Genomic DNA, 23,164 nt, shown 5'->3' with positions numbered 1-23,164 from the left:
CGGTCGTGTCTCTGGGGTCTTCCGTTCAAAAAAGAACCCGGGGACGCCTCGCGGCGTCCCCGGGGGCGGGGCAGTGTCAGTGGGCGCCGACGGGGCGCAGGCGTTCGCCGAACACGCAGGCGGCCGGCAGTTCGACCTTCGATCCGGTGCGTTCCTTGCTCTTGACCCACTCGCTGAGCACCTCGGTGCAGGTGTGGTCGAGGCAGGTCAGCGCCCGGGTGTCGAGGCGGACGACGCCGCCGTCCGGAGCCGCGTCGAGGGCCTTGGTGATCTTCGGCAGCTGCACGAAGGTCGCCGCGCCTTCCAGGCGGATCTCCTGGTCCTGGTCGCCGAGGTCGCGCTGGGCGACCTTGAGGCGCATGCGCTTCAGGTTCGGCAGCAGCTCGACGATGGTCAGGGCCATGCCGACCAGAACGCCGGTGAGCAGATCAGTGGCGACGACCATGACGAAGGTCGCGGCCCAGATCAGCGCCGGCAGCAGGCCGTAGCGGGCAAACAGGTGACGCACGTGGTCGAGGCTGACCAGCTTCCAGCCGGTGACCACCAGAACGCCGGCGAGGGCGGCGCTGGGCACCTGGCGCAGGACGAAGGGCAGCAAGGCCACGAAGGCCAGGATCCAGACGCCGTGCATGATCGCCGACAGGCGGGTGACCGCGCCGGCCTGGACGTTGGCCGAGCTGCGCACGATCACGCCGGTCATCGGCAGGGCGCCGACCGCGCCGCACATCATGTTGCCGACGCCCTGGGCGAACAGCTCCTTGTTGTACTTGGTGCGGGGACCATCGTGCATGCGGTCGACGGCGGCCGCCGACAGCAGGGTCTCGGCCGAGGCGATGAAGGCCACCGCCACGGCGGTCAGCACGATCATCGGATCCATCAGCTTGGCGAAGTCGCCCAGGCCGGGGACGGCGATGGCCGCGGCGATCGATTCCGGCACGGCGATCTTCTGGACGTCGAGGCCAAAGCCCATGGCCACGAAGGTGCCGGCCAGCACGCCCAGCAGGGCGCCGGGAACCAGCTTCAGCTTGGCCGGGCGGATCTTTTCCCACAGCAGGATCGAACCGATGGTGACGACGCCGACCAGCAGGGCCGCTTCCGCGCCGCCGAAGGTCGAGGCCGAAAGGCCGCCGAGCGCGCCCGGGATGGCCAGGAGGTTCTCAAGCCCGTTGGCGCGCGGCTTGTCGCCGAACAGCACGTGCAGCTGGCCCGCGACGATCAGCACGCCGATGCCGGCCAGCATGCCGTGGACGACGGCCGGAGAGATGGCGCGGAACCACTGGCCCATCTTGAGGGCGCCGGCGATCAGCTGGACCAGACCGGCCAGGACCAGGATCGGCCCGAGGGTCGACAGGCCGTGCTTGGCGACGATCTCGAAGACGATGACGGCGAGGCCGGCGGCGGGGCCGCTGACCTGCAGGGGCGAGCCGGCCAGGGCGCCGACGACGATGCCGCCGATGATGCCGGTGATCAGGCCGCGCTCGGCCGGCACGCCGGAGGCGACGGCGATGCCCATGCAGAGGGGCATCGCCACGAGGAAGACGACGATCGAAGCGGTCAGGTCACGCGACAGGAACGCCGTCAGACCCGCCTTCGCGCCGTTGGGGGAGGAAACGGCGGGGCGGGTCATTCTGCGGCGATGCCCAGGTGGTCGGCGGCGACCATGCGGCGGCTCGGGCGCTGGGCGACGGGGAGGGGCGCGCCTTCGAAGACCTGCTCGAACTGGCCGGTGTCGCCGTTATAGGCCTGGATCTGGCCGGTCTCGATCTCGAAGAACCAGCCGTGCAGGGTCAGCTCGCCCTTGGCCAGGCCCGAGGCCACCGACGGGTGGGTGCGCAGGTGGTTGATCTGGACGACGACGTTTTCCAGCGACAGGGCGCGAGTGCGACCGTGTTCGTCGAGGCCGTGATAGGCGTTGCAGACGACGCTGTGGGCGGCGTGGGCGTGGCGCAGCCAGGCGGCGACGTTGGGCATCTTGTCCAGGGCTTCCGGATGCGAGAAGGCCTTCATGGCCCCGCAGTCGGAGTGGCCGCAGACGACGATGTCGCGCACGCCCAGCGCCACGACGGCGTATTCGACTGCCGAGGAGACCCCGCCGTTGGCCTGGCTGAACGGCGGGACGATGTTGCCGGCGTTGCGGCAGACGAAGAGGTCGCCGGGCGCGGCCTGGGTGATCAGCTCGGGCACGACGCGGCTGTCGGCGCAGGAGATCATCAGGGCCTTGGGGCTCTGGCCGTGGCTGGCCAGGCGCTCATAGAGGGCGCTCTGGGCGGGAAAGACCTGGCCGCGGAAGAGGGCGGCGCGTTCGAGAAACTGTTCCAAGGGAACCTCCGTGCGATGGCCGCGACGTCCGGGGAAAGGGGGAAACGGACGTCGCGGCGCGGCGCGGCGGACGGCGCCGCGCAATACGGAAGGTGGGTTGCGGCCTTTGCTGCGATGCAGCGGGTTTGTGTCAAAGGGTGTCTGGACCGCCTGGCGGCGGCCCCCTCCAGCCCTCTGGGCCACCTCCCCCAGAGGGGGAGGATCTGGTCGGCGCGGCGCTCTTCGAAATGCTCCCCCTCTGGGGGAGCTGTCGCGGAGCGACTGAGGGGGTTAGCGCAGGCATGGGCTCTCGCACTCCCGTGAAAAGTCACGAAAGCTGATGGGAAGGCGCGGAGCGGCCGGGCGGAGCCCGGAGACCGTAGGGTTTGTTTGCGTTTCGGCTTCGTCAGACCGCTCCGCCGCATCGTTGGCTCGAAGGACCGGGGGCGTAGGCGCTATTTCAGCCATTGGCCCGGCTAGCCCTCGGACGGGCAGGATCGACAGCCCCGCGGTAATCCGGCGCGGCCTCGGCTGATCCTGTTGAACCGGTTTGAACGTTCCCGGCCTGTCGACCCGCTTGTCGCGTCACGGAACGGCTGACGGCCCAATCACGCCTTCTGAGCGATCCTGCAAACCCGCCCTTCCCGCAACGCCCCAAGCGGCCCCGCTCGATGCGATCACAGCCGCAACTTGGGCCGGTACCAAGAGCCCTCCCCATGGCTGGGATGGGTTTGAGTATGGGGGTGGTTTTGGCGCGTCGGATAAGTTCGGGTGAGAAAGTTATAGGGCGTTGATTTGGAAGGGCTCTTTTGCGAGTTCGCTGGGGATCGACGGTGCTCTATCCCCTTCCGACCTCTTGTTTCCTTCTCCCATAGGGAGAAGGTGGCGCGAAGCGCCGGATGAGGGGTTAGGGACTGAAGACGGCGTGCCGGCACGACGGCCAACGGCGTAACCCCTCACCCTCCCACCGCTGCGCGGCGGGCCCCTCCCTCTCCCTCTGGGAGAGGGGCGCAAGTTACAGCGCAGCCAGCCTGACTTCGGCGCGCAATCCGCCCTCGGGGCGGTTCTTGAGCACCAGCTCGCCGCCCTCGCGCTTGAGGATCTGCTGGACGATGGTGAGGCCCAGGCCCAGGCCGGCGGTGTTGCGGGCGCGGGCGCTGTCGAGGCGGTGGAAGGGTTCAAGGACGTGGGCCAGTTCGGCGTCGGGGATGCCGGGGCCGTCGTCCTCCACGGCCAGGATCACCGTGCGGCCGTCGCGAACCAGGGACAGCCGGGCCTGGCCGCCATAGTGCAGGGCGTTTTCGACCAGGTTGCTGATCGCGCGCTTCAGCGATAGGGGGCGGGCGTGGACGGGCAGGTGTTCGGGGCCGTCATAGGCGGCGTCGCGCTCGGCGTCGACGGCGTCGTCGACCAAGGTCATGGCGATGGCGGCGATGTCGGTGCGGCGCGGCGGCTCGGGGTCTTCCTGGCCGCCCAGATAGGCCAGCAGCGAATCGAGCATGGCCGTCATCTCGTTGACGTCGGCCTCCAAGGCTTCGCGGGCGGCGGGGTCCTGGACGAAGCCGGCGCGGAGACTCAGCCGGGCCAGGGGGGTGCGCAGGTCGTGGCCGACGGCGGCCAGGGCTTCGGTGCGGGTCTGCAACAGGCCGGCGATGCGGTCCTGCATGGCGTTGAAGGCCTTGGCGACGAGCTTGAGGTCGCCGGCTCCCGTCTCGGCGACGCGGATACGGGCGCCCTGGCCGACCTTGTCGGCGGCCTCGGCCAGGGCGCGGAGGGGACGGCTGAGATTGCGCAGAACCAGGGCGGCGGCGGCGATGACGCCCAGGCCCAGGATGAAGGCCGAACCGAAGCTGCTGAGCACCACGGCCCACGGCGCGGCGCGGATGCGGGTCTTCATCCACACCCACGAGCCGTCGCGCATCTTCAGCGCCACCTTCAGGTGGGTGTCACGGGGCAGGGCGCGGTCGATCTCGGCGTTCATCCGCAGGTCGCGGCGGGCCAGACTCGGTTCGGCCTCGCGGAACTGGTCCTTCAGCTTGCGCTCGGCGGCGCGCTCGCGATCGACCAGGGTGGGCAGGGCGGTCCAGCCCATCTCGCCGGGACGCGCCGCAAGGCCTGCGGCCCGGGCCGCGCGATCATGCTGGGGCTGGGCCTCGAGGATGGCCTCGGCGACAACCAGTTGCTCGGCGGCGCGCCGGACCTGGTTGTCGCGATTGGGGTAGATGCGGCTGTTCTCGAACAGGATCGAGCTGCCGACGAATTCCAGGGCCACGGCCAGCATCAGGACCAGGGTGACCTGGCCGACCAGACGCTGCGGCCATAGCCGCAAGGGCTTCATCGCCGCTCGACCGCGGCCGTGAAGATGTAGCCGACGCCGCGCACGGTGCGCAGCAGGGCCTCGGCCTGGCCGCTGACGGCCAGCTTGCGGCGCAGCCGGCTGACCAGCACGTCGATGCTGCGGTCCGAAGCGTCGGAGATCCGGGCGCGCGACATCTCCAGAAGGCGCTCGCGGCCGATCACCCGCTGGGGCGAGGACAGGAAGGCCAGCAGCAGGTCGAACTCCGCGCCCGACAGATCCACGAAGGCGCCATCGGGCGACAGCAGCTCGCGGCGGCCGGGATCGAGGTTCCAGCCGGCGAAGACCATCTGCTGGTGGCCGCGCGGCTGGCTGGACTGGGTGGCGCCCTGGGCCCGGCGCAGGATGGCGCGGATGCGGGCGATCAGCTCCTTCTGGCTGAAGGGCTTGCCGATATAGTCGTCGGCGCCGAGCTCCAGCCCGATCAGGCGGTCGGTCTCGTCGTCGCGGGCGCTGAGCATGACGATCGGCACGTCGCTTTCGCGGCGCACGCTGCGGCACAGGTCAAAGCCGTTGCTGCCGGGCAGCATGACGTCGAGCAGGATGATGTCGACGCTGTTGGTCTCGAGAACGCGGGCCATTTCGGCGCCGTGGGCGGCGCTGAGCGGCTGGAAGCCCTCTTCGCGCAGCAGGCGCATCAAGAGGGTGCGCAGGGCCGGATCGTCCTCGACGATCAGCACGACCGGCGCGACGGGGGCGGCAGCGATCTCGCGCTGCAGGGCGATCATTCCGTGGCCTGAAGATTCCATGCGTCCGGGCTATCTAGGAACGACGAGGCCATGGACAAGGTCGAAAGCGGCAATTCTTCACCCGTTTCCACTGCAGGTCGGCGGACCTTCGTCGTTCGCTTAAAGGTAGGGCGCCCTCGCGCGCACTTCGGGGGAAGAGGAACTCGCGCGAGGGCAGGCCGCCGGAGCGGCCGTCTTGTGGCCGGGCCTTAGGCGGCCCGGCAGGCTTCGGACACGGCGGCCCGCACCGCGCCTTCGTGGGCGGCGGCGTCGGCGGCGCTGTTGAACACCACGTGGACCAGGCCGTCCTGGGGTTTGGCCTTGGCCACGCCCTGCCGGCTGGCGGCGGCGCTGGCGGCCGACTGGGCGCAGGTGGTCTGGATCTTCACCGTGCGCTTGGCGAGGTTCTGCTTGGCGACGGCTTCGGTGTGGGTCAGGCCATGGCCGGCAGGGCCGGCCATGGCGGGAGCGGCGGCCAGGCACGCGGCCAGGCCAAGGAACGCAAAGACTTTCATGGGACTAGGCAACTCCGGATACTTCACTCAGCCGCCAGCGGCGGTGTCGGCCTCGGCCTGGACGGCCGGCAGGGTGGCGCGGTAGCCGTCGACGGCCTTCAGCAGGCCCGCGATCTCGGCCGGGGTGATGGCCGTGCGGTGCTCGAAGCCCTTGTCGGACTTGAACTTGAAGCCCCAGGCCGCGGGCTGGACGGCCAACTTGCGCAGCTCGGTCTCGCTGACGCTGAACGACAGCTCCTCGCGGCACAGCTCGGGCGCCTCGAACAGGAAGCACTGGCCTTCGTTGTCGCGGATCTTGGTCACCGGAGCCTGCACCGGGAAGGCGCTGGTCTGGTAGGCCACGGCGCCCTGGCCGTAGCCGCGCAGCGAGCCCTGGTAGGTCAGGGTCTGGCGGACTTCGTAGCGGACGGCGCCCGTGCGCTTGTCGACGACGGCGCGCAGGTGGTTGTCGTTGGAGGGCATGCGGAACATGCCCTTGCCGGTCTGGAAGCCGCGCTCGGTGCTGACGACGGTCTCGATGTCGAGCGGGTCGTCCAGCACCTGGGTCTGGGCGTGGAAATGGTCGACGCCCAGCGCGGTCTGCTTGGCGGGCAGCTTCACCGTTTCGGCGACGGCGGCGCCGGCGAGTGCGAGGCCGGCAATCGTGGTGAGGGCCAGCAGGTGGGTCTTGGTCATGGTCTTCTCCCGAGCGGCGCTCGCCGATCCCTCGTTCGGCGGGCGCTCTGAACGGTTTCAAAGTGCAGAGAGCGCCTTGCGGCTTTGCATCGCGTTCGTGACAAAGCGTGTCCGGGGGGGGCGTGTCGCAAGGGGCCGATTGGCGCGACGGCGTTCGCCGAAAGCCTCAGGAGGCCATGGAGCCGATGTAGCCAAGGCCCGTGGCGCGATGGATCGCCTGGGCGCGGCCGGCGACGCGCAGTTTCAGGGCCGCGTTCTGGACGTGGAAGCGCACGGTGGGACCCGAGATGCCGATGATCTGGCCGATGTCGGCGTCGGTCTTGCCGGCCGCCGCCCATTTCAGGCACTGAATCTCGCGCTTGGTCAGCCGGGCCAGCGGGCCGTCGTCGCCGATCCCGTCGCGATAGGCCGACACCAGGCGCAGGGCCGCGCCGTGCAGCTGGTCGGCGCGAGCCTCGTAGAGCACCGGCAGGTCGGGCAAGGGCCTGGCCGAGGCCCAGACCACGGCCCCGATCACCCCGCCCGTCAGATAGGCCGGGGCGATGATGGCGGCGGCGACGCCGAAGTCCTCGGCCGCCTCGCGCACGGCGATGGCCTCCAACCGGGGCAGGGGCCGCCAGCTGGAAAACCGGCCCTCGTGGTAGAAGAACGGGTCGGCGGCGTAGCGGGCGGCGAGGATGAACGGGGCGCGCAGGGCGAAAGAGCGGTCGCGCCAGTAGCGTAGGCCCGCGTCCAGCCATTCGAAGGTGGTCTCGGCCAGGGGCAGCCCATCCGGGCCGAGCATCGGCTCGGGACTCGAAATGTCGGCGCTGGCGGCGATGTAGGGCAGGCCGATCTCGGCGCCGAGGTCGCGGACCCGCAAGGCCAGGTCCATGACCCGCGCCAGGCGCTCGCGATCCTCCCCGGTGGTCGCCGTCATGCGGGCGGTCTTTCCCTATCGGTTCCGATAGCTTGCGCACCGGGGGTCTGGTTTCGCAAGTTTCCCCGACGATGGGCGATTGGAGCAGGCGCGCGTGGATCTGGAACTGTCGGCCGAGGACCTGGCCTTCCGCGACGCGGTGCGCGCCTTCATCGACGCCAACCTGACGCCGCGGCTGCGCGAGGCCGGGCGGCGGATGACCAGCGTGTTCTGCGACAAGGCCCAAAGCCTGGCCTGGCAGAGGATCCTGCACGAGAAGGGCTGGGCCGCCCCGACCTGGCCGGTGGAGCACGGCGGGCCGGGCTGGAGCGAGATCCAGCGGCACGTGTTCTTCGCCGAATGCGCCCGGGCCGGGGCGCCGGGCCTGGCGCCGATGGGCCTGCGGATGGTTGCGCCGGCGATCATGCGGTTCGGCACGCCCGAGCAGAAGGCCCGCTACCTGCCGCGCATCCTGTCGGGGCAGGACTACTGGTGCCAGGGCTATTCGGAGCCCGGGGCGGGGTCGGACCTGGCCTCGCTGCAGATGAAAGCGGTCGCCGACGGCGACGACTACGTGCTGAACGGCTCGAAGATCTGGACCACCCACGCCCACTGGGCCACGCACATGTTCTGCCTGGTGCGCACATCGAGCGAGGGTAAGCCGCAGGCGGGCATCACCTTCCTGCTGGTCGAGATGGACCGGCCGGGCATCCGCGTCGATCCGATCATCACGATGGCCGGCGAGCACGAGGTCAACCAGGTGTTCTTCGACGACGTCCGCACGCCCCGCGCCGATCGGCTGGGCGAGGAGAACCAGGGGTGGACGGTGGCCAAGCACCTGCTCGAGTTCGAGCGGGGCGGGGGCTATGCGGCCGGGCTGGAGGCGGGGCTGGAGCGGCTGCGCGGGCAGGTCGAGCCTGAGGACCAGGATCAGCGCCGACGGCTGGCGGAGGCGGAGATCGCCGCCCTGGCCATCGACGTCACCGAGCGGCGGGTGCTGAGCGCCATCGCCGGCGGGGCCAATCCCGGGCCGGCCTCGTCGATCCTCAAGGCCCAGGGCTCGGAAGCCTTGCAGCGGCAGGACGAGCTGGCGATCGACGCCCTGGGCGGCTATGCGGCCGTGCACCAGCCGACGGCGCGGGAGGCGGGCTCGAACGCGGCCTTCGTCGGCCCCGAGAGCGGCCTGACCACGACGGCCCGTTACCTGAACAACCGCGCCGCCTCGATCTATGGCGGCTCCAACGAGATCCAGCGCGACATCATCGCCAAGCTGGTGCTGGGCCTCTGACCCTATCAGTTCCGATAGCTTGTTAGAGTCTCCCGGCCACCGCACGCTCCAGTCGAGCCAGCGTCCAATGAAGGCGCGGCCTGAGGGAGGTTTCGCATGCGAGGACTGCGTGTCGCGCTGACGCTGGGGGTGTCCGCGCTGGCTATGACGATGGCGGCGTCGGCCTGGGCCCAGGCCCCGGCGGCCAAGCCCGCCCAGGACAATAAGGACAGCTTCGCCATCGAGACCGTCGTGGTCACGGCACAGCGCCGCGAGGAAGCGGCCAATGACATCGGCATGCCGATCCAGGCCTTCAGCGGCGACGCCCTGAAGCAGTTGCGGGTTACCGACCCCAAGGACCTGTCGACCGTCGCGCCCAGCTTCACGGTCAGCCAGAGCTACCAGGGCGTGCCGACCTATACGCTGCGCGGCATCGGCTTCAACACCATCAACCTGTCGGCCACCTCAACCGTTGGCACCTATGTCGACGAGGTCGCCTACGCCTATCCGTTCATGAACACCGGCCCGATGTTCGACCTGGAGCGGGTCGAGGTGCTGAAAGGCCCGCAGGGCACGCTGTACGGCCGCAACACCACGGCGGGCCTAGTCGACTTCGTGACCAACAAGCCGACCGAGCAGTTCGAGGCGGGCCTCACCGCCGAGGCCGGCAACTACCAGACCCGCAACATCGAGGGCTATTTCAGCGGTCCGCTGGGCGACAAGGTCCAGGCCCGTCTGGCCTTCCGCGCCGAGCACAGCGGCGAGGGCTGGCAGGTCAGCAACAGCCGCGGCGAGCGCCAGGGCGAGGTGCATCGCCAGGGCTGGCGGCTGTCGCTGGCGGCCCTGCCGAGCGAGAAGGTCGATCTGGACTTCTCCTACGCCGGCTGGCGCAACACGTCGGACACCGTGGCCGCCCAGGCCATCGGCTTCACCCCGGCCACGGCGGCCAGTCCGTTCAACGCCGCGGGCCTGGTCGCCTATGTGGCCAACAACAAACCGACCAAGGCGACCCAGGCCGACTGGGCGCCGCTGTCGGTGCGCGGCGTCGACGCCGGCACGGGCCTGGGCATCAACGATCCGGCGCAGGAGGACGATCGCTTCGACGCGGCCAAGCTGCGCTTCGCCTGGCACCTGTCGGACGACGTCAGCCTGATCTCGCTGACCAGCTACAACAAGCTCAAGCGCGACGCGGTGTTCGACTGGAGCGGCGCGCCCTACGAGATCCTGGTCCAGAAGGCTCATGGCGACATCGAGTCGGCGGCCGAGGAGCTGCGGCTGGAGGGGCGCACCGAGAAGGGCTCGTGGCTGATCGGGACCTATGTGGCCCACGACAAGATCCTCGACAGCAACCGCACGATCCTGGGCCAGAACGCCAATGTCGGGCTGATCCGGTTCTACGGCTCGACCCTGCTGGCGACGCCGTTCAACAGCGGCGGCTACACCGCCCTGCAGATGAGCCAGGCGTTCCGCACCTATGAGGACGTCGGCAATATCGAGACCGACACGGTCAGCGTCTTCGCCAACGCCGACCGCCAACTGACTGAAGCCCTCAAGCTGACCGTCGGCCTGCGCTACAGCCAGGACAAGCAGGACTACGTCGGCTGTTCGCGCGACTTCAACGGCAACATGCTGCCCAACGTCAATGTCGTGAACCGGGCGCTGTTCTTCGGGGTCTATGGCCTGGTGGCGCCGATCACCCAGGGCTCGTGCAACACCTTCAACCCGGCCACGGCCAGCTTCGGCTTCGTGCGCTCGACCCTGGACGAGGACAATTTCGCCTGGCGCGTGGCGCTGGACTGGCAGGCTTCGGACGACGTGCTGGTCTACGGCTCGATCTCGCGCGGGGCCAAGGCCGGGGCCACGCCGATCAACGCCGCCAACATCTCGACCCAGAACGCGCCCGCGCGCCAGGAACTGCTGACCGCCTACGAACTGGGGGTGAAGGCCTCGCTGCTGGAGCGGCGGGTGCAGGCCAATCTGGGCGTCTTCTACTACGACTATACCGACAAGCAGCTCAGCGTGTATTTCGCCGACCCGATCTATACGGCCCTGTCGCGCCTGGCCAACGTGCCGGAAGGCGAGGCGAGGGGCCTGGACGGCGACATCACCTGGCGGGCCACGCGGTCGCTCACCTTCCTCGCCTCGGCGACTTGGCTGCACACCGAAGTGAAGGGCTACACCGGCATCAACGCCGCCGGTCAGGCCCAGACCTTCGATGGGCGGCCCTTTCTATACAGCCCCAAGTTCCAGGGCGGCCTGACGGCCCTGTTCGACCACGACCTATCCAGCGGCCTGAAGCTTCAGGCCGCCCTGAACGGTCGCTGGCAGGACAAGTCGAGCGCCGACCTGGAGGGCAATCCGCTGTTCGCCATCGACAGCTATGGCCTGCTGAACGCCAGCCTGGGCCTCTCGTCGCCCGACAAGGGCTGGGAGGTCTCGCTGTGGGGCCGCAACCTGACGGACGAATATTACTGGACGGCCGTCAGCAGCAACGCCAACACCGTGGTCCGCTTCCCCGGCAAGGCGCGGACCTGGGGCGCGGCGCTAAGCTGGAAGTTCTAGGGCGCGCCGCCGCGACAAGCCTTTGATCGCCGTTATCCCGGCGCTATAGCGGCGGCATGAAGGCCATTCTCATCACCGGCGCCGGTCGAGGAATCGGGCGGGCCGCCGCCCTTCGCGCCGCAGAGGCGGGCTGGTCGGTGGCCGTGAACTACAGGACCGATCGCGACGCGGCGCAGGCCGCCGCGGCGGCCGTGCGCGAGCGCGGCGTCGAGGCGGTGCTCGTCCCCGGCGACGTCAGCCGCGAGGCCGACGTGGTCGAGATGTTCCAGGCGGCGACGGCCGCGCTCGGCCCGCTGTCGGGCGTGGTCGTCAACGCCGGGATCGTCGGGCCGTCGCAGCGCCTGGCGGAGATGTCGGCCGATCGGCTGCGGCGGATGTTCGAGGTCAATGTCCTGGGCGCCTATCTGACGGCGCGTGAGGCCGCGCGGACCCTGACGTCCGGCGGCTCCATCGTGCTGGTGTCGTCGCTTGCGGCGCGGCTGGGCTCGCCCGGCGAATATGTCGACTATGCCGGCTCGAAGGCCGCGCTCGACGCCCTCGCGGTCGGCCTCGCCAAGGAGCTGGCGCCGGACGGCGTGCGGGTGAATTCGGTGCGTCCGGGGCTGATCGAAACCGAGATCTATGCGAGCGGCGGCCATCCGGACCGCGCCCGCCGCCTGGGCGTCCAGACCCCGATGGGGCGGGCCGGCCTTCCCGAGGAAGTCGGCGAGGCCATCGTCTGGCTTCTGAGCGATGCGGCCTCCTACGTCACCGGCGCGACGCTCGACGTCGGCGGCGGCCGCTGAACAGGCGCGCGACCCGCTAGCCCGGAACGGCCTTCAGCGATCCGTCCGGCTGCCGGCGCAGGGACCGCGACAGCCGGTCGTACAGCCACTCCTCGCCGATCTCCCGAACCTTCTCCTCGGACAGGCGCGCGAAGGTTCTGTCGGTCCCCTCGCAATATTCCCGGACCTCGGCCTCTTCGGCATTGAGATAGACGTGGAGCTTTCCCGGCTCGTCGACCCGCCAGTAGTTGCGCGAGACGCCAGCGGGCGGGGATCGGCTGTTCCGGCCGGTTCGATCAGCCTTCGAAGGCGCCCGCTTGCGGCGGGCCAGCCGGCGCAGCGCGATCCAGGCGACGGCGATGACCAGGGCGAGCAGGGGGATCGACGCATAGGCTTCGATGGGCAGCGGCATGACGATGCCGCAGTCGGCGACGCACTGCAGTTCGTGCGTCTCCGCGTCGACGCCTCCACTCATGATCACGCTCCCCTTTGCCGCTCCAAGCGTCGGAACGCTACCTTGGCGAGAATTTCAAGTCGCTGACAATATCAAGGGGCAAGCCCTTATTCCCGCAGGGGGCGGGCGTCAGGCGCCGGTGGCGTCCACCATGATCGCGACGGTCTTGCCGCGCGACAGGGGCTCCCACCCCGCCGCGATGGCGGAGGTGATGGCCTTGGCCACCAGGGCCGGCGCGATATGCGAGGGCTTCAGCATCGGCGCGCCGTATTTGGGCTGAGGCCCCGGCGGGAACTCGACCACGGCCTCGCGCTGCCCTTCCTTGTGGCGCACGGCGATGGCCATGCCGTGCCGCTCGGCGGGGTCGCGGGACCACTGGGGCTGACGATGCAGCCGCCAGGCATAGGGGTCTCCGTCGACCTCGATATCGAATTCAGGGTTCAGCTTGGTGCGTGCCATTCCAGGGGAGTTAGCCTGTCAGGCGCGTCCTCGCCACCCCATCCGTGACCGGAGGGGTCAGTCGGGCGTCAGATCGGACAGCGCGTACACCGGCCGGATCTCGATCTCGCTGGGGCCGGGCATGGGGTTGGGGCAGCGCTTCACCCAGGCGACGGCCTCGTCCATGTCCTTGACCTCCCACAGCCAGAAGCCGGCGACCAGCTCGCGAGGGTGAGGGAAGGGCCCGTCGATCACCGTCCGGTCGGGGCCGTCGAAGGCCACGCGTCGGGCCGCCGACGAAGGCTGTAGGCCGTCGGCCATGACCAGCACGCCGGCATTTTCCAGCTCGTCGTTGAACCGGCCCATCGCCTCCATCATGGCCATGGTCTCGGGCGTGGGATCGAAGCCCCGCTCGCTGTCCTCGGTCGCCTTGACCAGCACCATCACGCGCATCGCCTGTCTCCTCGATCGAGCCGCTTGCCGGCCTAGCATCGGAACGACGAACGGAGCGCTCGGTCGCCGACACCCGACCTCGCGATTTCAGCCAGCCGCCGGCTTGGTGATCAGGAACCGCGGCAGCAGGCTGGCGACGACGCGGCGGGCGGCGTCGTCGGGCTGGTCGAGCATGTCGCGCAGGGGCGGGCCGATCAGGGCCTCGCCGAAAGCGCTGAGCGCGATGAACAGCACCGCCGCCCCCATGCCCTGGCGGGCCTGGTCGTCCTGCACGCCCATCTTGTCGCTGATCGCCTCGACCAGGTTCTGCACCGCCGCGCGGACGGGCTCGAGGTGCGAGAGATCGCCCGACAGCGCTATCCAGGCGGCCAGACGGCCGGCGCCGCCGGTGGAGAAGGCGTCGAACACCGCATTGACCAGCTCCAGCGGCGCGCCCTCGTCGGTGCGCAGGCGGGCGACGGCAACGTCCAGGGCCTGGGTCAGGTCGGCGACCATCGAGGCCATCAGGGCCGATTGCAGGCCGGCGGCCGATCCGAAGTGGTGGATCAGGTTGGCGTGGGTGACGCCGATCTCGCCGGCGACCGCCGACAGCGTCACCGCGTCGGGACCGCCCGACAGCAGCAGGGCGCGCGCCGAGGTCAGCGCTTCGCGGCGCGCCTCCTCGGGCAGGCGTCGGCGCCGACGCGGGGCGGTCTTTTCAATTGACATCGATGTAAATGACATTCATGTAGATAAGGCCAAATCCTTAGGCCCAGACAAGGGGAACCGCAAGTGCAAGCTGCGCCTTCGACGCCCGTGTTGCGCCCGCTTCAGAGCCATGAGCGACGGCCGTCGCTGACCGCGCCGCGCCGGGTGCAGCCCGTCCGCGCGGCCCGCGCCTTCGGTCGGCTGGTGGCCGACAAGGAAGACACCCGCCAGGTGTTCGAGATCATGAACGCCCTGGCGGGGCGGTCGATCGACTGGGGCTATCAGCGGCTTCTGCAGACGCCGGAGGGCGGCGCCCAGGCCTATGGCCAGGTCGAGCTGTCGGACCGCCTGCAGGACCGGGCCTGGCTGGACGGGTTCGTGGCCGGGACGGTGGGCGCGGCCTATCGCGACTTCATCGACGCCCGCAGCCTGTCGGCCTACGGCCTGGCCGACGAGAGCCGCAAGGTCGCCGACAGCGAGATCGAGGCCGCTCACCCCCGCGCCTGGTACGCGCGACGGATCCGCGACGTGCACGACATCTGGCACGTTCTGACCGGCTACCAGACCGACGCGCTGGGCGAGGCCTGCGTGGTGGCCTTCTCGCTGCCCCAGACCCGCAGCGCCGGCTTCGGCCTGATCGCGGCGGGCGCGGCGGTGCAGTTCATGCGCGCCCGGACGGGCCATCCCTGCGGCCGCGCGGTGTTGCAGGCCTGGCGCAGCGGCCGCCGCGCCGCCTGGCTGCCGGGTCAGGACTACGAGGCGCTGATGGCGCAGCCGCTGGAGGCGGCCCGTCTTCGTCTGAAGATCGCGCGGCCGACCGTCTACGACGCCGTGCCGCCCGCCGTGCGCAACGCCTATCAGGGAGCCCCGGGGTGAACCCGGCCTTGCCGGTGGTCCTGGCGCTGCTGGCGGCTGGCCCGGCTCTCGCCCAGGACGAGCCCTTGGTCGGTCGCTGGCGCACCTCGGCCCGCGACGGCGTCGTCGGCATCGAGCGCTGCGGCGCGGTTCTGTGCGGGCGGGTGCTGGACGCCGCGCCGCTGCGCGCCGATCCCGACCAGCGCGACATCCACAACAGGAAGGCCGCCCTGCGGACGCGGCGGGTGAAGAACCTGCTGGTGCTCGAGAACTTCACCGGCGGCCCGACGGCCTGGAAGGGCGGGCCGCTCTACGACCCCGACAGCGGCGACCGGGCGGCGACCGGAACCCTGACCCTGGTCGACGACGACACCCTGGCGGTGAAGGGCTGCATCGCGCCGCTGCTTTGCCGGACCCAGACCTGGAAACGCGCGCGCTGAGTATCGGGCGCGGCCCTTAGTGCATTCGAGGCTTTCTAGACACCGGCCGCCCAGGCGCGCGCCGGACGGGGGATTGCGACCATGCTGATCTGGATCGGCGCCCTGGCGCCTGTGGTTTTCCTGCTGGCCTTCGTCCAGGCCCGGGCGCTGGTCTGGAGCGCCGCCTTCGCCGCCTGGATCGCGGCGGGACTGGCGCTTGGCGTGGTGGGACAGGGCGTCGCACTCGCCTTGGCGGCCGTGGTGGCGGTCTCGACCCTGCTGCTGGCCGTGCGGCCGCTGCGGGCCGCGATCCTGTCGGCGCCGGCCATGAAGGCGTTCGGCGCGATCATGCCCAGGATGAGCCCGACCGAGCAGGCCGCCGTCGAGGCCGGCAACGTCTGGTGGGACGCCGAACTGTTCGCCGGCCGGCCCGACTGGAAGAAGCTGCTGGCGACGCCCGCGCCCAGGCTCAGCCCCGAGGAGCAACGCTTCCTCGACGTCGAGACCGAGCACCTGGCCGACCTGTCCAACGACTGGGAAAGCACCGCCGTCTGGCAGGACCTGCCGCCGGCCGCCTGGGCCTATGCCCGCGACAAGGGCTTCCTGGGGATGATCATTCCCAAGCAATACGGGGGCCTGGGATTCTCGGCCTACGCCCACAGCCAAGTGGTGCAGAAGCTGTCGACCCGCTGCTCGGCGGCGGCGGTGTCGGTGATGGTGCCCAACTCGCTGGGCCCGGCCGAGCTGCTGCTGCACTACGGGACCGACGCGCAGAAGGATCACTACCTGCCGCGCCTGGCGCGGGGCGTCGAGATCCCGTGCTTCGCCCTGACCAACCCCTATGCCGGCTCGGACGCGGCCTCGATCACCGACACCGGCGTGGTCTGCCGGGGGACCTGGCAGGGCCGCGAGACCCTGGGTTTCCGGATCAGCTGGCGAAAGCGCTACATCACCCTGGCCCCGATCGCGACGGTGATCGGCCTGGCCTTCCGCGCCGTCGATCCCGACGGGCTGCTGGGGCAGGGGGCCGAGCCCGGCATCACCTGCGTGCTGATCCCGCGCGAGCATCCGGGGGTCGAGATCGGCCGACGCCACTGGCCGCTGAACGCGGTGTTCCAGAACGGCCCGATCCGCGGCGACGACGTCTTCGTGCCGATGGAGATGGTGATCGGCGGCCAGGCCCAGGTCGGGGCCGGCTGGCGGATGCTGATGGAGTGCCTGGCGGCGGGGCGGGCGATCTCGCTGCCGTCGTCCAATGTCGGCATGTCCAAGCTGGCGGTCGGCATGGTCGGGGCCTATGTCGCCATCCGCCGGCAGTTCAACATGCCGATCGGGGCCTTCGAGGGCGTGCAGGAACCGCTGGCCAGGATGGCCGGCCACCTCTACGCGGCCGACAGCGTGCGGCGGCTGGCGGCGGCGGCCCTGGACCAGGGCGAGAAGCCCTCGGTGGTCTCGGCCATCGCCAAGTATCACGTCACCGAGCGGGCCCGGATCGTCGTCAACGACGCCATGGACGTGGTCGGCGGCAAGGGCGTGTGCATGGGCCCCGGCAACTTCCTGGCCCGCGCCTACCAGCAGATCCCCATCGCCATCACGGTGGAGGGGGCCAACATCATGACCCGCACCCTGATCATCTACGGCCAGGGCGCGATCCGCTGCCACCCCTATGTCCTGACCTTGATGCGGACGACACAGGGGCGCGAGCTGAAGGCCTTCGACGCGGCGCTGTTCGGCTATGTCGGCTTCCTGTTCAGGAACCTGGCCCGCGCGGCCGCCTTCGCCCTGACCGGCGGGGCGCTGATCCCGGCCCCGGCCGGCGCCGCGCCGCAGCTGGCCCGCTACTATCGCGCCGCGACCCGGTTCTCGACCCTGCTGGCCCTGGCCTCGGACCTGTCGATGGCGACGGTGGGCGGCGCGCTCAAGCGCAAGGGCGCGCTGACCGGGCGGCTGGGCGACCTGCTGTCGCAACTGCTGATCCTGTCGAGCGTGCTCAAGCGCTTCGAGGACGAGGGACGGGCGGCCGAGGACCTGCCGCTGGTCCACTGGGCGGCGCAGGACGCCTTGGCCCGGGCCAGCGAGGCCTGGCGAGCGCTGCTGGCCAACCATCCCAGCCGCGTCGTCGCCGGCCTGCTGGGCCTGGTCGGGGCGGGCGTCGGCCGCGCCGGTCCGGACGATCGTCTCGCCGCCGCCGTGGCCGGCCTGATCCAGCGCCATGGCCCGGCCCGCGACCGCCTGCTGGCCGGATCGTGGACGCCGCGCATCGAGGTCGATCCGATCGCCGCCACCGCCGTGGCCTTCGATCTCCATCCGCAGGTCGAGGCCATCGAGCGCCGCCTGAAGCCGGCCATCGTCGCCGGAACGATCCCCCGCGCCCCGCAGAACCTGACCCTGCTGGACGCCTGGGCGGCCGATGCGGAAGGCCTGGGCCTGATCGACGCCGCCGAGCGCGCCCTGATTGCCCGCTTCGCAGAGCTGGCCGACCAGGCGATCCAGGTCGACGACTTCCCGCAGGACTTCGGTCTCGCCGAGGGTCTGGCGCGGCGCGAGGAGGCCTCGAAGGCCAAGCCGGTCGCCCGCAAGGGGAGGGCCGCCTGATGGCCGACCGCTATCTGGAGTTCGCCAGCAGCGGCCTGGGCGGCTGGGTGGTCGAGGCCCTGGGCCTGCCCAAGCCCGCGCCGCTGTTGCGCCGGGCCGAGGCGGACGCTGGGCCAGCCTTGCCGCTGCTGCTGGGACCGTCGGCCGACGGGCGGATGGCGGACGTCGTGGGACGGGTGACGGCGGCCTCGGGCGTGGCGGTCCACGCCGAGTGGACGCCGGACGTGCGCTACGGCGCGCTGGTATATGACGCCTCGGACTGCCTGAGCGTGGCCGCGACGCAGGGGCTCTACCGCTTCTTCCACCAGGCGATCCGTTCTGTCGCCGAGCACGGCCGAATCGTCGTGGTCGGCGCGCCGCCGCAGACGGCGCGGACCGCCGAGGGCGAGGCGATCCAGCGCGGGCTGGAAGGCTTCGTGCGGTCGCTGGCCAAGGAGGCGCGGCGCAGCATCGCTGTGCAACTGCTCTATGTGGCGCCCGGCCGCGAGGACGCCGCGCAGAGCACCCTGGCTTTCCTGTTGTCGCCGCGCTCGGCCTATGTCTCGGGCCAGGTGATCCGGGTCGAGGCGGCGGGCGTGGCGGCCGATCCAAGCCTCGGCCACGCCGGCCGGCACGTGCTGGTCACAGGCGCGGCGCGGGGCATCGGCGAGGCCATCGTCCGGCTGTTCGCCGCCGAGGGCGCGCGGGTCACGGCGCTGGACGTGCCCAGCGCCCACGACGAGCTCCAGGCCCTGGCCCGCGAGATCGGCGCGGACCCCCTGGCGCTGGACATCACCGCGCCCGAGGCGGCCGGCGTGCTGTTGCAGACGGCGCGGGCGCGGGGCGGCTTCGACGTGGTGGTGCACAACGCCGGCATCACCCGCGATCGCACCCTGGGCCGGATGGACGCCCGGGAGTGGGACAGCGTGATGGCCGTCAATCTCGGCGCGCCCCTGGCCCTGACCCGGGTGCTGCTGGAGGCCGGGCTCGTGCGCCGCAACGGCCGGATCGTGGCGGTCTCGTCGCTGAGCGGCGTGGCCGGCAACATGGGCCAGACCAACTACGCCCTATCCAAGGCCGGCTGGATAGGGGCGGTCGACCGGCTGGCGCGCGACGGCCTGACGCACGGGATCACGGTCAACGCCGTGGCTCCCGGCTTCATCGAGACCCGGATGACCGCGGCCATCCCCTTCGCCGTCCGCGAGGCCGGGCGGCGGATGAACAGCATGGGGCAGGGCGGCAGCCCGGTCGACGTGGCCGAGACCATCGCCTGGCTGGCGCATCCGGCCAGCGGCGGCGTCAATGGCCAGGTGGTCCGCGTCTGCGGCCAGAGCCTGCTGGGGGCCTGAACCATGGGCGACGCCGAGCCTCTGTCGCCCCTGGGCCTGGCCTGGGGCGCGGCGCGCGGCCTGCTGCGCGGACGCCAAGACCGCGACCTGCCGCCGACCGCCCTGCGGGCCGACCAGGTCTGGATCCGGGCCGAGGCCGTCATGGCCTATGCGGAACTGTGCGGCTTCGCTCCCGAGCACGGCGTCCCGCCGACCTACGCCCACATCCTGGCCTTTCCGTTGCAGATGCGGATCCTGCTGGCGGCGGACTTTCCGTTCCCGGCCGTCGGCCTGGTGCATATCCACAACCACATCCGCCAATCGGCGCCCCTGCGGATCGGCGAGGCGGTGACCGTGACGGCGCGGACCGGGCGGCTGCTGGCCCACGACAGGGGCCAGGCCTTCTCGCTGGTCGCCAAGGTGCTGCGCGGCGGCGAGACGATCTGGCGGGGCGAGAGCGTCTATCTGCGCCTGGGCAAGGCCGGCCACGGCGCGCCGGCGCCCAAGCTCGACGGCGAGACGGCCGAGGCGCCAATCGAGACATGGAAGGTGCCGGCCGACATCGGCCGCCGCTACGCCCGGGTGTCGGGCGACGCCAATCCGATCCACACCTGGGCCCTGGGCGCGCGATTGTTCGGCTTCAAGCGGCCGATCGCCCACGGCATGTGGGCCAAGGCGCGGGCCGTGGCGGCCCTGACCCGGGGACGGGCGGTCGAGGCCATCGAGGTCGAGACGGCCTTCCGCGCGCCGCTGCTGCTGCCCGGCGAGGCCCGGCTGGCCGGCGGGCCGGACGGCGCCTTCGAACTGACGGACGGCGCGGGCCGCCGAACCCATCTGCGCGGGCGGCTGACGCTGTCGCCCCAACTCCAGGATCCTTCTCCATGCTGACCTTGCCCGCGCCCCGGCGCGTCGCCGTGATCGGCGGCTGCCGCATACCCTTCGCGCGCTCCAACACCGCCTATGCCGACGCCTCCAACCAGGAGATGCTGACCGCCGCCCTCCAGGGCCTGGCCGACCGTTTCGACCTGCACGGCCTGCGCTTGGGCGAGGTTGCGGCAGGGGCGGTGCTGAAGCACTCGCGCGACATCGCCCTGACGCGGGAAAGCCTGCTGTCGACGACCCTCGGCCACGACACCCCCGCCTATGACGTCAGCCAGGCCTGCGGCACGGGGCTGGAGGCGGCGATCCTGGTGGCCAACAAGATCGCCCTGGGCCAGATCGAGGTCGGCGTCGCCGGCGGCGTCGATACGACCTCGGACGCGCCGATCGCGCTGAACGAGGGCTTCCGCAAGGCGCTGCTGGCGGCCAATCGCGAGAAAACCACGGGCGGGCGGCTGAAGGCCCTGGCGGGCGCGGGCCTGACCGCCCCGTTCCGTCCCGAGCCGCCGCGCAACGCCGAGCCGCGCACGGGCCTGTCGATGGGCGAAAGCTGCGAGCTGATGGCCAAGCGCTGGGGTATAGCCCGCGAGGACCAGGACGCCATGGCCGTGCGCAGCCATCGGCGGATGGCCAAGGCCTATGACGACGGCCTGTTCGACGACCTGGTGATCCCGTTCCGGGGCTTGAAGCGCGACAACAACCTGCGGCCCGACATCGACCCGGCCAGGCTGGCGACGATGAAGCCGGTGTTCGACCGCACGCACGGCACGCTGACAGCCGCCAATTCCACGCCCCTGACCGACGGCGCCTCGACCGTGCTGCTGGCCAGCGAAGACTGGGCCAAGGCGCGCGGCCTGCCGGTGCTGGCCTTCCTGCGGGCCGGCGAGGCGGCGGCGGTGGATTTCGTCGGCGGCGACGAGGGCCTGCTGATGGCCCCGGCCTACGCCGTGCCGCGCCTGCTGGAGAAGCTGGGCCTCTCCTTGCAGGACTTCGACTATTACGAGATCCACGAGGCCTTCGCCGCTCAGGTGCTGTGCACCCTGAAGGCCTGGGAGGACGACGGCTACGCCCGCGCGCGGCTGGGCCTGGCGCGCGCGCCGGGCGCCATCGATCGCGAGACGCTGAACGTGCACGGAAGTTCGCTGGCGGCAGGCCATCCATTCGCCGCCACCGGCGGGCGGATCCTGGCCCATCTGGCGACCATGCTGGACCGCAAGGGCGGCGGGCGGGGTCTGATCTCGATCTGCGCCGCCGGCGGCCAGGGCGTGGTGGCGGTGCTCGAGAAATGACCGGCGCGCCGCTCCCCTCGGAAGACGCCGACCGCCTGTGGGCCGAGCGGTTCTGGACCCGGGCCTATCGGCCCGGCGTGCCGGCGACCATCGACCACGACCTGGCCAGGTGGCGCTCGGTCGGCCAGCTGTTCGAGCACGACGCGGCCCACTTCGCCGACCGCACCGGCTTCGTCAGCATGGGCAGCGGCGTCACCTACGGCCGGGCGCTGAAGGAGGCCCGAGCCTTCGCCGCCTGGCTGCAGGCGGCCGGCGTGCGGCCGGGCGAGCGGGTGGCGCTGATGATGCCCAACTGCCTGCAATATCCGGTCGCCCTGTTCGGGACGCTGCTGGCCGGCGCCGTGGTGGTCAACGTCAACCCGCTCTACACGCCGCGCGAGTTGCGTCATCAGCTGGAGGACAGCGGCGCGGTCGTCATCGTGGTCATGGACATGTTCGCCCGCACCCTGGAGCAGGCGATCGAGGGCACGGCGCTGCGCCACGTGGTCGTGACGTCGATGGGCGACATGATGGGCTGGGCCAAGGGCGCGGCGATCAACGCCCTGATGCGCCATGTCGAGAAGCTGGTCCCCCGATGGAGGCTGCCTGGCGCCCTGCGCTGGCCGGCGATGATGCGGCGGGCGCGGCGGCTGAGGCTGAAGCCGGTCGACGTGCGCCCGCAGGACCTAGCCTTCCTGCAATATACCGGCGGCACGACGGGGGTGGCCAAGGGGGCCATGCTGACCCATCGCAACATCCTGGCCAACGTCATGCAGGGCCGGGCCTGGATCATGAGCCAGATCCCCCCGGACCAGGCGGTGGGCAATGTGACGATGCTGCCGCTCTACCATGTGTTCTCGTTGACCGCGAACCTGCTGATGTTCGTCGGGGTGGGCGGGCGCAACATCCTGATCGCCAATCCGCGCGACGCCAAACGGGTGGAATGGGTGCTGCGCAAGGAGCGGTTCGCGGGGCTGGCCGGCCTCAACACCCTGTTCGCCAGCCTGCTGAAGAACGAGTCCTTCCGCGGCCGCGACTTCTCGCAGCTGAGCCTGACCATCGCCGGCGACATGGCCACCCAGCGCGCCGTGGCCGAGGAATGGGAGGCCGTCACCGGCTGTCCGGTGATCGAGGGCTACGGCCTGACCGAATGCTCGCCGATCGTCTGCATCGGCTATGTCGACCTGGAGCGGCCCGAAACCATGGCCTTCGACGGCACGGTGGGCTTGCCGACGCCCTCGACCGAGGTGCGGATGCGACGCGAGGACGGATCCTGGTGCGGGATCGACGAGCCGGGTGAGCTTTGCGTGCGCGGGCCGCAGGTGATGAAGGGCTACTGGAACCATCCCGACGAGACCGACCGGGTGCTGTCGGCCGACGGCTGGCTGGCCACCGGCGACATCGGGGTGATGCAGGCCAACGGCCGGGTGCGGCTGCTCGACCGGCTGAAGGAGATGATCCTGGTCTCGGGCTTCAACGTCTATCCCAGCGAGATCGAGGACGTGGTCGCCGCCCATCCGCTGGTCGACGAGGTCGCCGCCGTCGGCGTGCCCGATCCGGTGCAGGGCGAGCGGATCAAGCTGGTGGTCGTGCCGCGCTCGGCCGAACTGACGGAGGCGGAGGTGATCGCCTGGTGCCGCGAGCGGCTGACCGGCTACAAGGTCCCGCGCCTCGTCGAGCTCCGCGCCGAGCCCCTGCCCAAGACGGCCGTGGGCAAGGTGCTGCGGCGGGAGCTGCGGGGCTGAG

The 23,164-nt window shown here is 70.8% G+C and carries 21 protein-coding genes and 1 pseudogene; 11 read left to right on the top strand and 11 right to left on the bottom strand.

Features of this window, described 5'->3' with window-relative positions; genetic code table 11:
- Window positions 1-76: 76 nt before the first annotated feature.
- Window positions 77-1,627 (bottom strand): SulP family inorganic anion transporter, encoded by a 1,551-nt coding sequence (locus tag I4Q42_RS08310; protein ID WP_198575602.1) that lies wholly within the window; start codon window positions 1,625-1,627, stop codon window positions 77-79.
- On the bottom strand, window positions 1,624-2,319 hold the full coding sequence (locus I4Q42_RS08305) for a carbonic anhydrase (protein WP_198575601.1): 696 nt from the start codon (window positions 2,317-2,319) through the stop codon (window positions 1,624-1,626). The genes I4Q42_RS08310 and I4Q42_RS08305 overlap by 4 nt, the downstream gene beginning before the upstream one ends.
- A gap of 897 nt (window positions 2,320-3,216) precedes the next feature.
- Between I4Q42_RS08305 and I4Q42_RS25935 the strand changes: the two are divergent.
- A pseudogene (locus tag I4Q42_RS25935) lies at window positions 3,217-3,306 on the top strand (hypothetical protein); the annotation flags it as partial.
- 7 nt (window positions 3,307-3,313) lie between these two features.
- On the opposite strand, the gene I4Q42_RS08300 reads toward I4Q42_RS25935, so the two are convergent.
- The 5 genes from I4Q42_RS08300 to I4Q42_RS08280 all read right to left on the bottom strand — a co-directional run bounded on the left by I4Q42_RS08300 (window position 3,314) and on the right by I4Q42_RS08280 (window position 7,491).
- Window positions 3,314-4,636: an ATP-binding protein gene (locus I4Q42_RS08300; protein ID WP_198575600.1), complete on the bottom strand. Its 1,323-nt coding sequence runs from the start codon at window positions 4,634-4,636 to the stop codon at window positions 3,314-3,316.
- The gene (locus I4Q42_RS08295) at window positions 4,633-5,403 is read right to left on the bottom strand and encodes a response regulator (RefSeq protein ID WP_232792973.1); all 771 of its coding nucleotides are present in this window, start codon (window positions 5,401-5,403) and stop codon (window positions 4,633-4,635) included. The genes I4Q42_RS08300 and I4Q42_RS08295 overlap by 4 nt, the downstream gene beginning before the upstream one ends.
- Window positions 5,404-5,591: 188 nt before the next feature.
- Complete coding sequence (locus I4Q42_RS08290; protein ID WP_198575599.1) at window positions 5,592-5,897, bottom strand: hypothetical protein; 306 nt, start codon at window positions 5,895-5,897, stop codon at window positions 5,592-5,594.
- 27 nt (window positions 5,898-5,924) lie between these two features.
- Window positions 5,925-6,572, bottom strand: a complete 648-nt coding sequence (locus I4Q42_RS08285; RefSeq protein ID WP_198575598.1) for a hypothetical protein — start codon at window positions 6,570-6,572, stop codon at window positions 5,925-5,927.
- Between the two features lie 166 nt (window positions 6,573-6,738).
- Window positions 6,739-7,491, bottom strand: a complete 753-nt coding sequence (locus I4Q42_RS08280; RefSeq protein ID WP_198575597.1) for a helix-turn-helix transcriptional regulator — start codon at window positions 7,489-7,491, stop codon at window positions 6,739-6,741.
- A gap of 94 nt (window positions 7,492-7,585) precedes the next feature.
- On the opposite strand from I4Q42_RS08280, the gene I4Q42_RS08275 reads away from it, so the two are divergent.
- The 3 genes from I4Q42_RS08275 (at window position 7,586) to I4Q42_RS08265 (ending at window position 12,084) form a co-directional block, all read left to right on the top strand.
- The gene (locus I4Q42_RS08275) at window positions 7,586-8,758 is read left to right on the top strand and encodes an acyl-CoA dehydrogenase family protein (protein ID WP_198575596.1); all 1,173 of its coding nucleotides are present in this window, start codon (window positions 7,586-7,588) and stop codon (window positions 8,756-8,758) included.
- 96 nt (window positions 8,759-8,854) lie between these two features.
- A complete protein-coding gene (locus I4Q42_RS08270) occupies window positions 8,855-11,299 on the top strand; it encodes a TonB-dependent receptor (RefSeq protein ID WP_198575595.1) in 2,445 nt (814 codons plus the stop codon).
- A 56-nt stretch (window positions 11,300-11,355) separates the two neighbouring features.
- The gene (locus I4Q42_RS08265; RefSeq protein ID WP_198575594.1) at window positions 11,356-12,084 is read left to right on the top strand and encodes an SDR family oxidoreductase; all 729 of its coding nucleotides are present in this window, start codon (window positions 11,356-11,358) and stop codon (window positions 12,082-12,084) included.
- Between the two features lie 16 nt (window positions 12,085-12,100).
- Here I4Q42_RS08265 and I4Q42_RS08260 read toward each other — a convergent pair whose 3' ends face one another.
- From I4Q42_RS08260 to I4Q42_RS08245, 4 genes are all read right to left on the bottom strand, one after another.
- Window positions 12,101-12,538, bottom strand: coding sequence for a hypothetical protein (locus I4Q42_RS08260; RefSeq protein WP_198575593.1), 438 nt, complete (start codon window positions 12,536-12,538; stop codon window positions 12,101-12,103).
- 108 nt (window positions 12,539-12,646) lie between these two features.
- Window positions 12,647-12,976 (bottom strand): hypothetical protein, encoded by a 330-nt coding sequence (locus I4Q42_RS08255; protein WP_198575592.1) that lies wholly within the window; start codon window positions 12,974-12,976, stop codon window positions 12,647-12,649.
- A 57-nt stretch (window positions 12,977-13,033) separates the two neighbouring features.
- Window positions 13,034-13,408, bottom strand: a complete 375-nt coding sequence (locus tag I4Q42_RS08250; protein WP_198575591.1) for a YciI family protein — start codon at window positions 13,406-13,408, stop codon at window positions 13,034-13,036.
- A gap of 87 nt (window positions 13,409-13,495) precedes the next feature.
- Window positions 13,496-14,116 carry a TetR/AcrR family transcriptional regulator gene (locus tag I4Q42_RS08245; RefSeq protein WP_198575590.1) on the bottom strand — a complete coding sequence of 207 codons (621 nt, stop codon included), beginning with the start codon at window positions 14,114-14,116 and terminating at the stop codon, window positions 13,496-13,498.
- Between the two features lie 63 nt (window positions 14,117-14,179).
- On the opposite strand from I4Q42_RS08245, the gene I4Q42_RS08240 reads away from it, so the two are divergent.
- The 7 genes from I4Q42_RS08240 to I4Q42_RS08210 all read left to right on the top strand — a co-directional run bounded on the left by I4Q42_RS08240 (window position 14,180) and on the right by I4Q42_RS08210 (window position 23,163).
- Window positions 14,180-14,971: a Coq4 family protein gene (locus tag I4Q42_RS08240; RefSeq protein ID WP_332873045.1), complete on the top strand. Its 792-nt coding sequence runs from the start codon at window positions 14,180-14,182 to the stop codon at window positions 14,969-14,971.
- Window positions 14,968-15,390 (top strand): DUF2147 domain-containing protein, encoded by a 423-nt coding sequence (locus I4Q42_RS08235; RefSeq protein WP_198575589.1) that lies wholly within the window; start codon window positions 14,968-14,970, stop codon window positions 15,388-15,390. Before I4Q42_RS08240 ends, I4Q42_RS08235 begins: the two co-directional genes overlap by 4 nt.
- Before the next feature lie 81 nt (window positions 15,391-15,471).
- Entirely contained in the window at window positions 15,472-17,964 is a 2,493-nt protein-coding gene (locus I4Q42_RS08230) for an acyl-CoA dehydrogenase (RefSeq protein ID WP_198575588.1), read from the top strand.
- Window positions 17,964-19,292, top strand: a complete 1,329-nt coding sequence (locus I4Q42_RS08225; protein ID WP_198575587.1) for a 3-oxoacyl-ACP reductase — start codon at window positions 17,964-17,966, stop codon at window positions 19,290-19,292. Before I4Q42_RS08230 ends, I4Q42_RS08225 begins: the two co-directional genes overlap by 1 nt.
- 3 nt (window positions 19,293-19,295) lie before the next feature.
- Window positions 19,296-20,159 carry a MaoC family dehydratase gene (locus I4Q42_RS08220; protein WP_198575586.1) on the top strand — a complete coding sequence of 288 codons (864 nt, stop codon included), beginning with the start codon at window positions 19,296-19,298 and terminating at the stop codon, window positions 20,157-20,159.
- A complete protein-coding gene (locus I4Q42_RS08215; RefSeq protein ID WP_198575585.1) occupies window positions 20,153-21,439 on the top strand; it encodes an acetyl-CoA C-acetyltransferase in 1,287 nt (428 codons plus the stop codon). The genes I4Q42_RS08220 and I4Q42_RS08215 overlap by 7 nt, the downstream gene beginning before the upstream one ends.
- A complete protein-coding gene (locus tag I4Q42_RS08210) occupies window positions 21,436-23,163 on the top strand; it encodes an AMP-binding protein (RefSeq protein WP_198575584.1) in 1,728 nt (575 codons plus the stop codon). The genes I4Q42_RS08215 and I4Q42_RS08210 overlap by 4 nt, the downstream gene beginning before the upstream one ends.
- Window position 23,164: the final 1 nt, after the last annotated feature.

This window comes from Caulobacter hibisci (genome assembly GCF_016135805.1).
In the GTDB taxonomy this organism is placed as follows: domain Bacteria; phylum Pseudomonadota; class Alphaproteobacteria; order Caulobacterales; family Caulobacteraceae; genus Caulobacter; species Caulobacter hibisci.
Note: the sequence above shows the minus strand (reverse complement) of the source record. Positions and strands in the feature narration are given on the sequence as shown.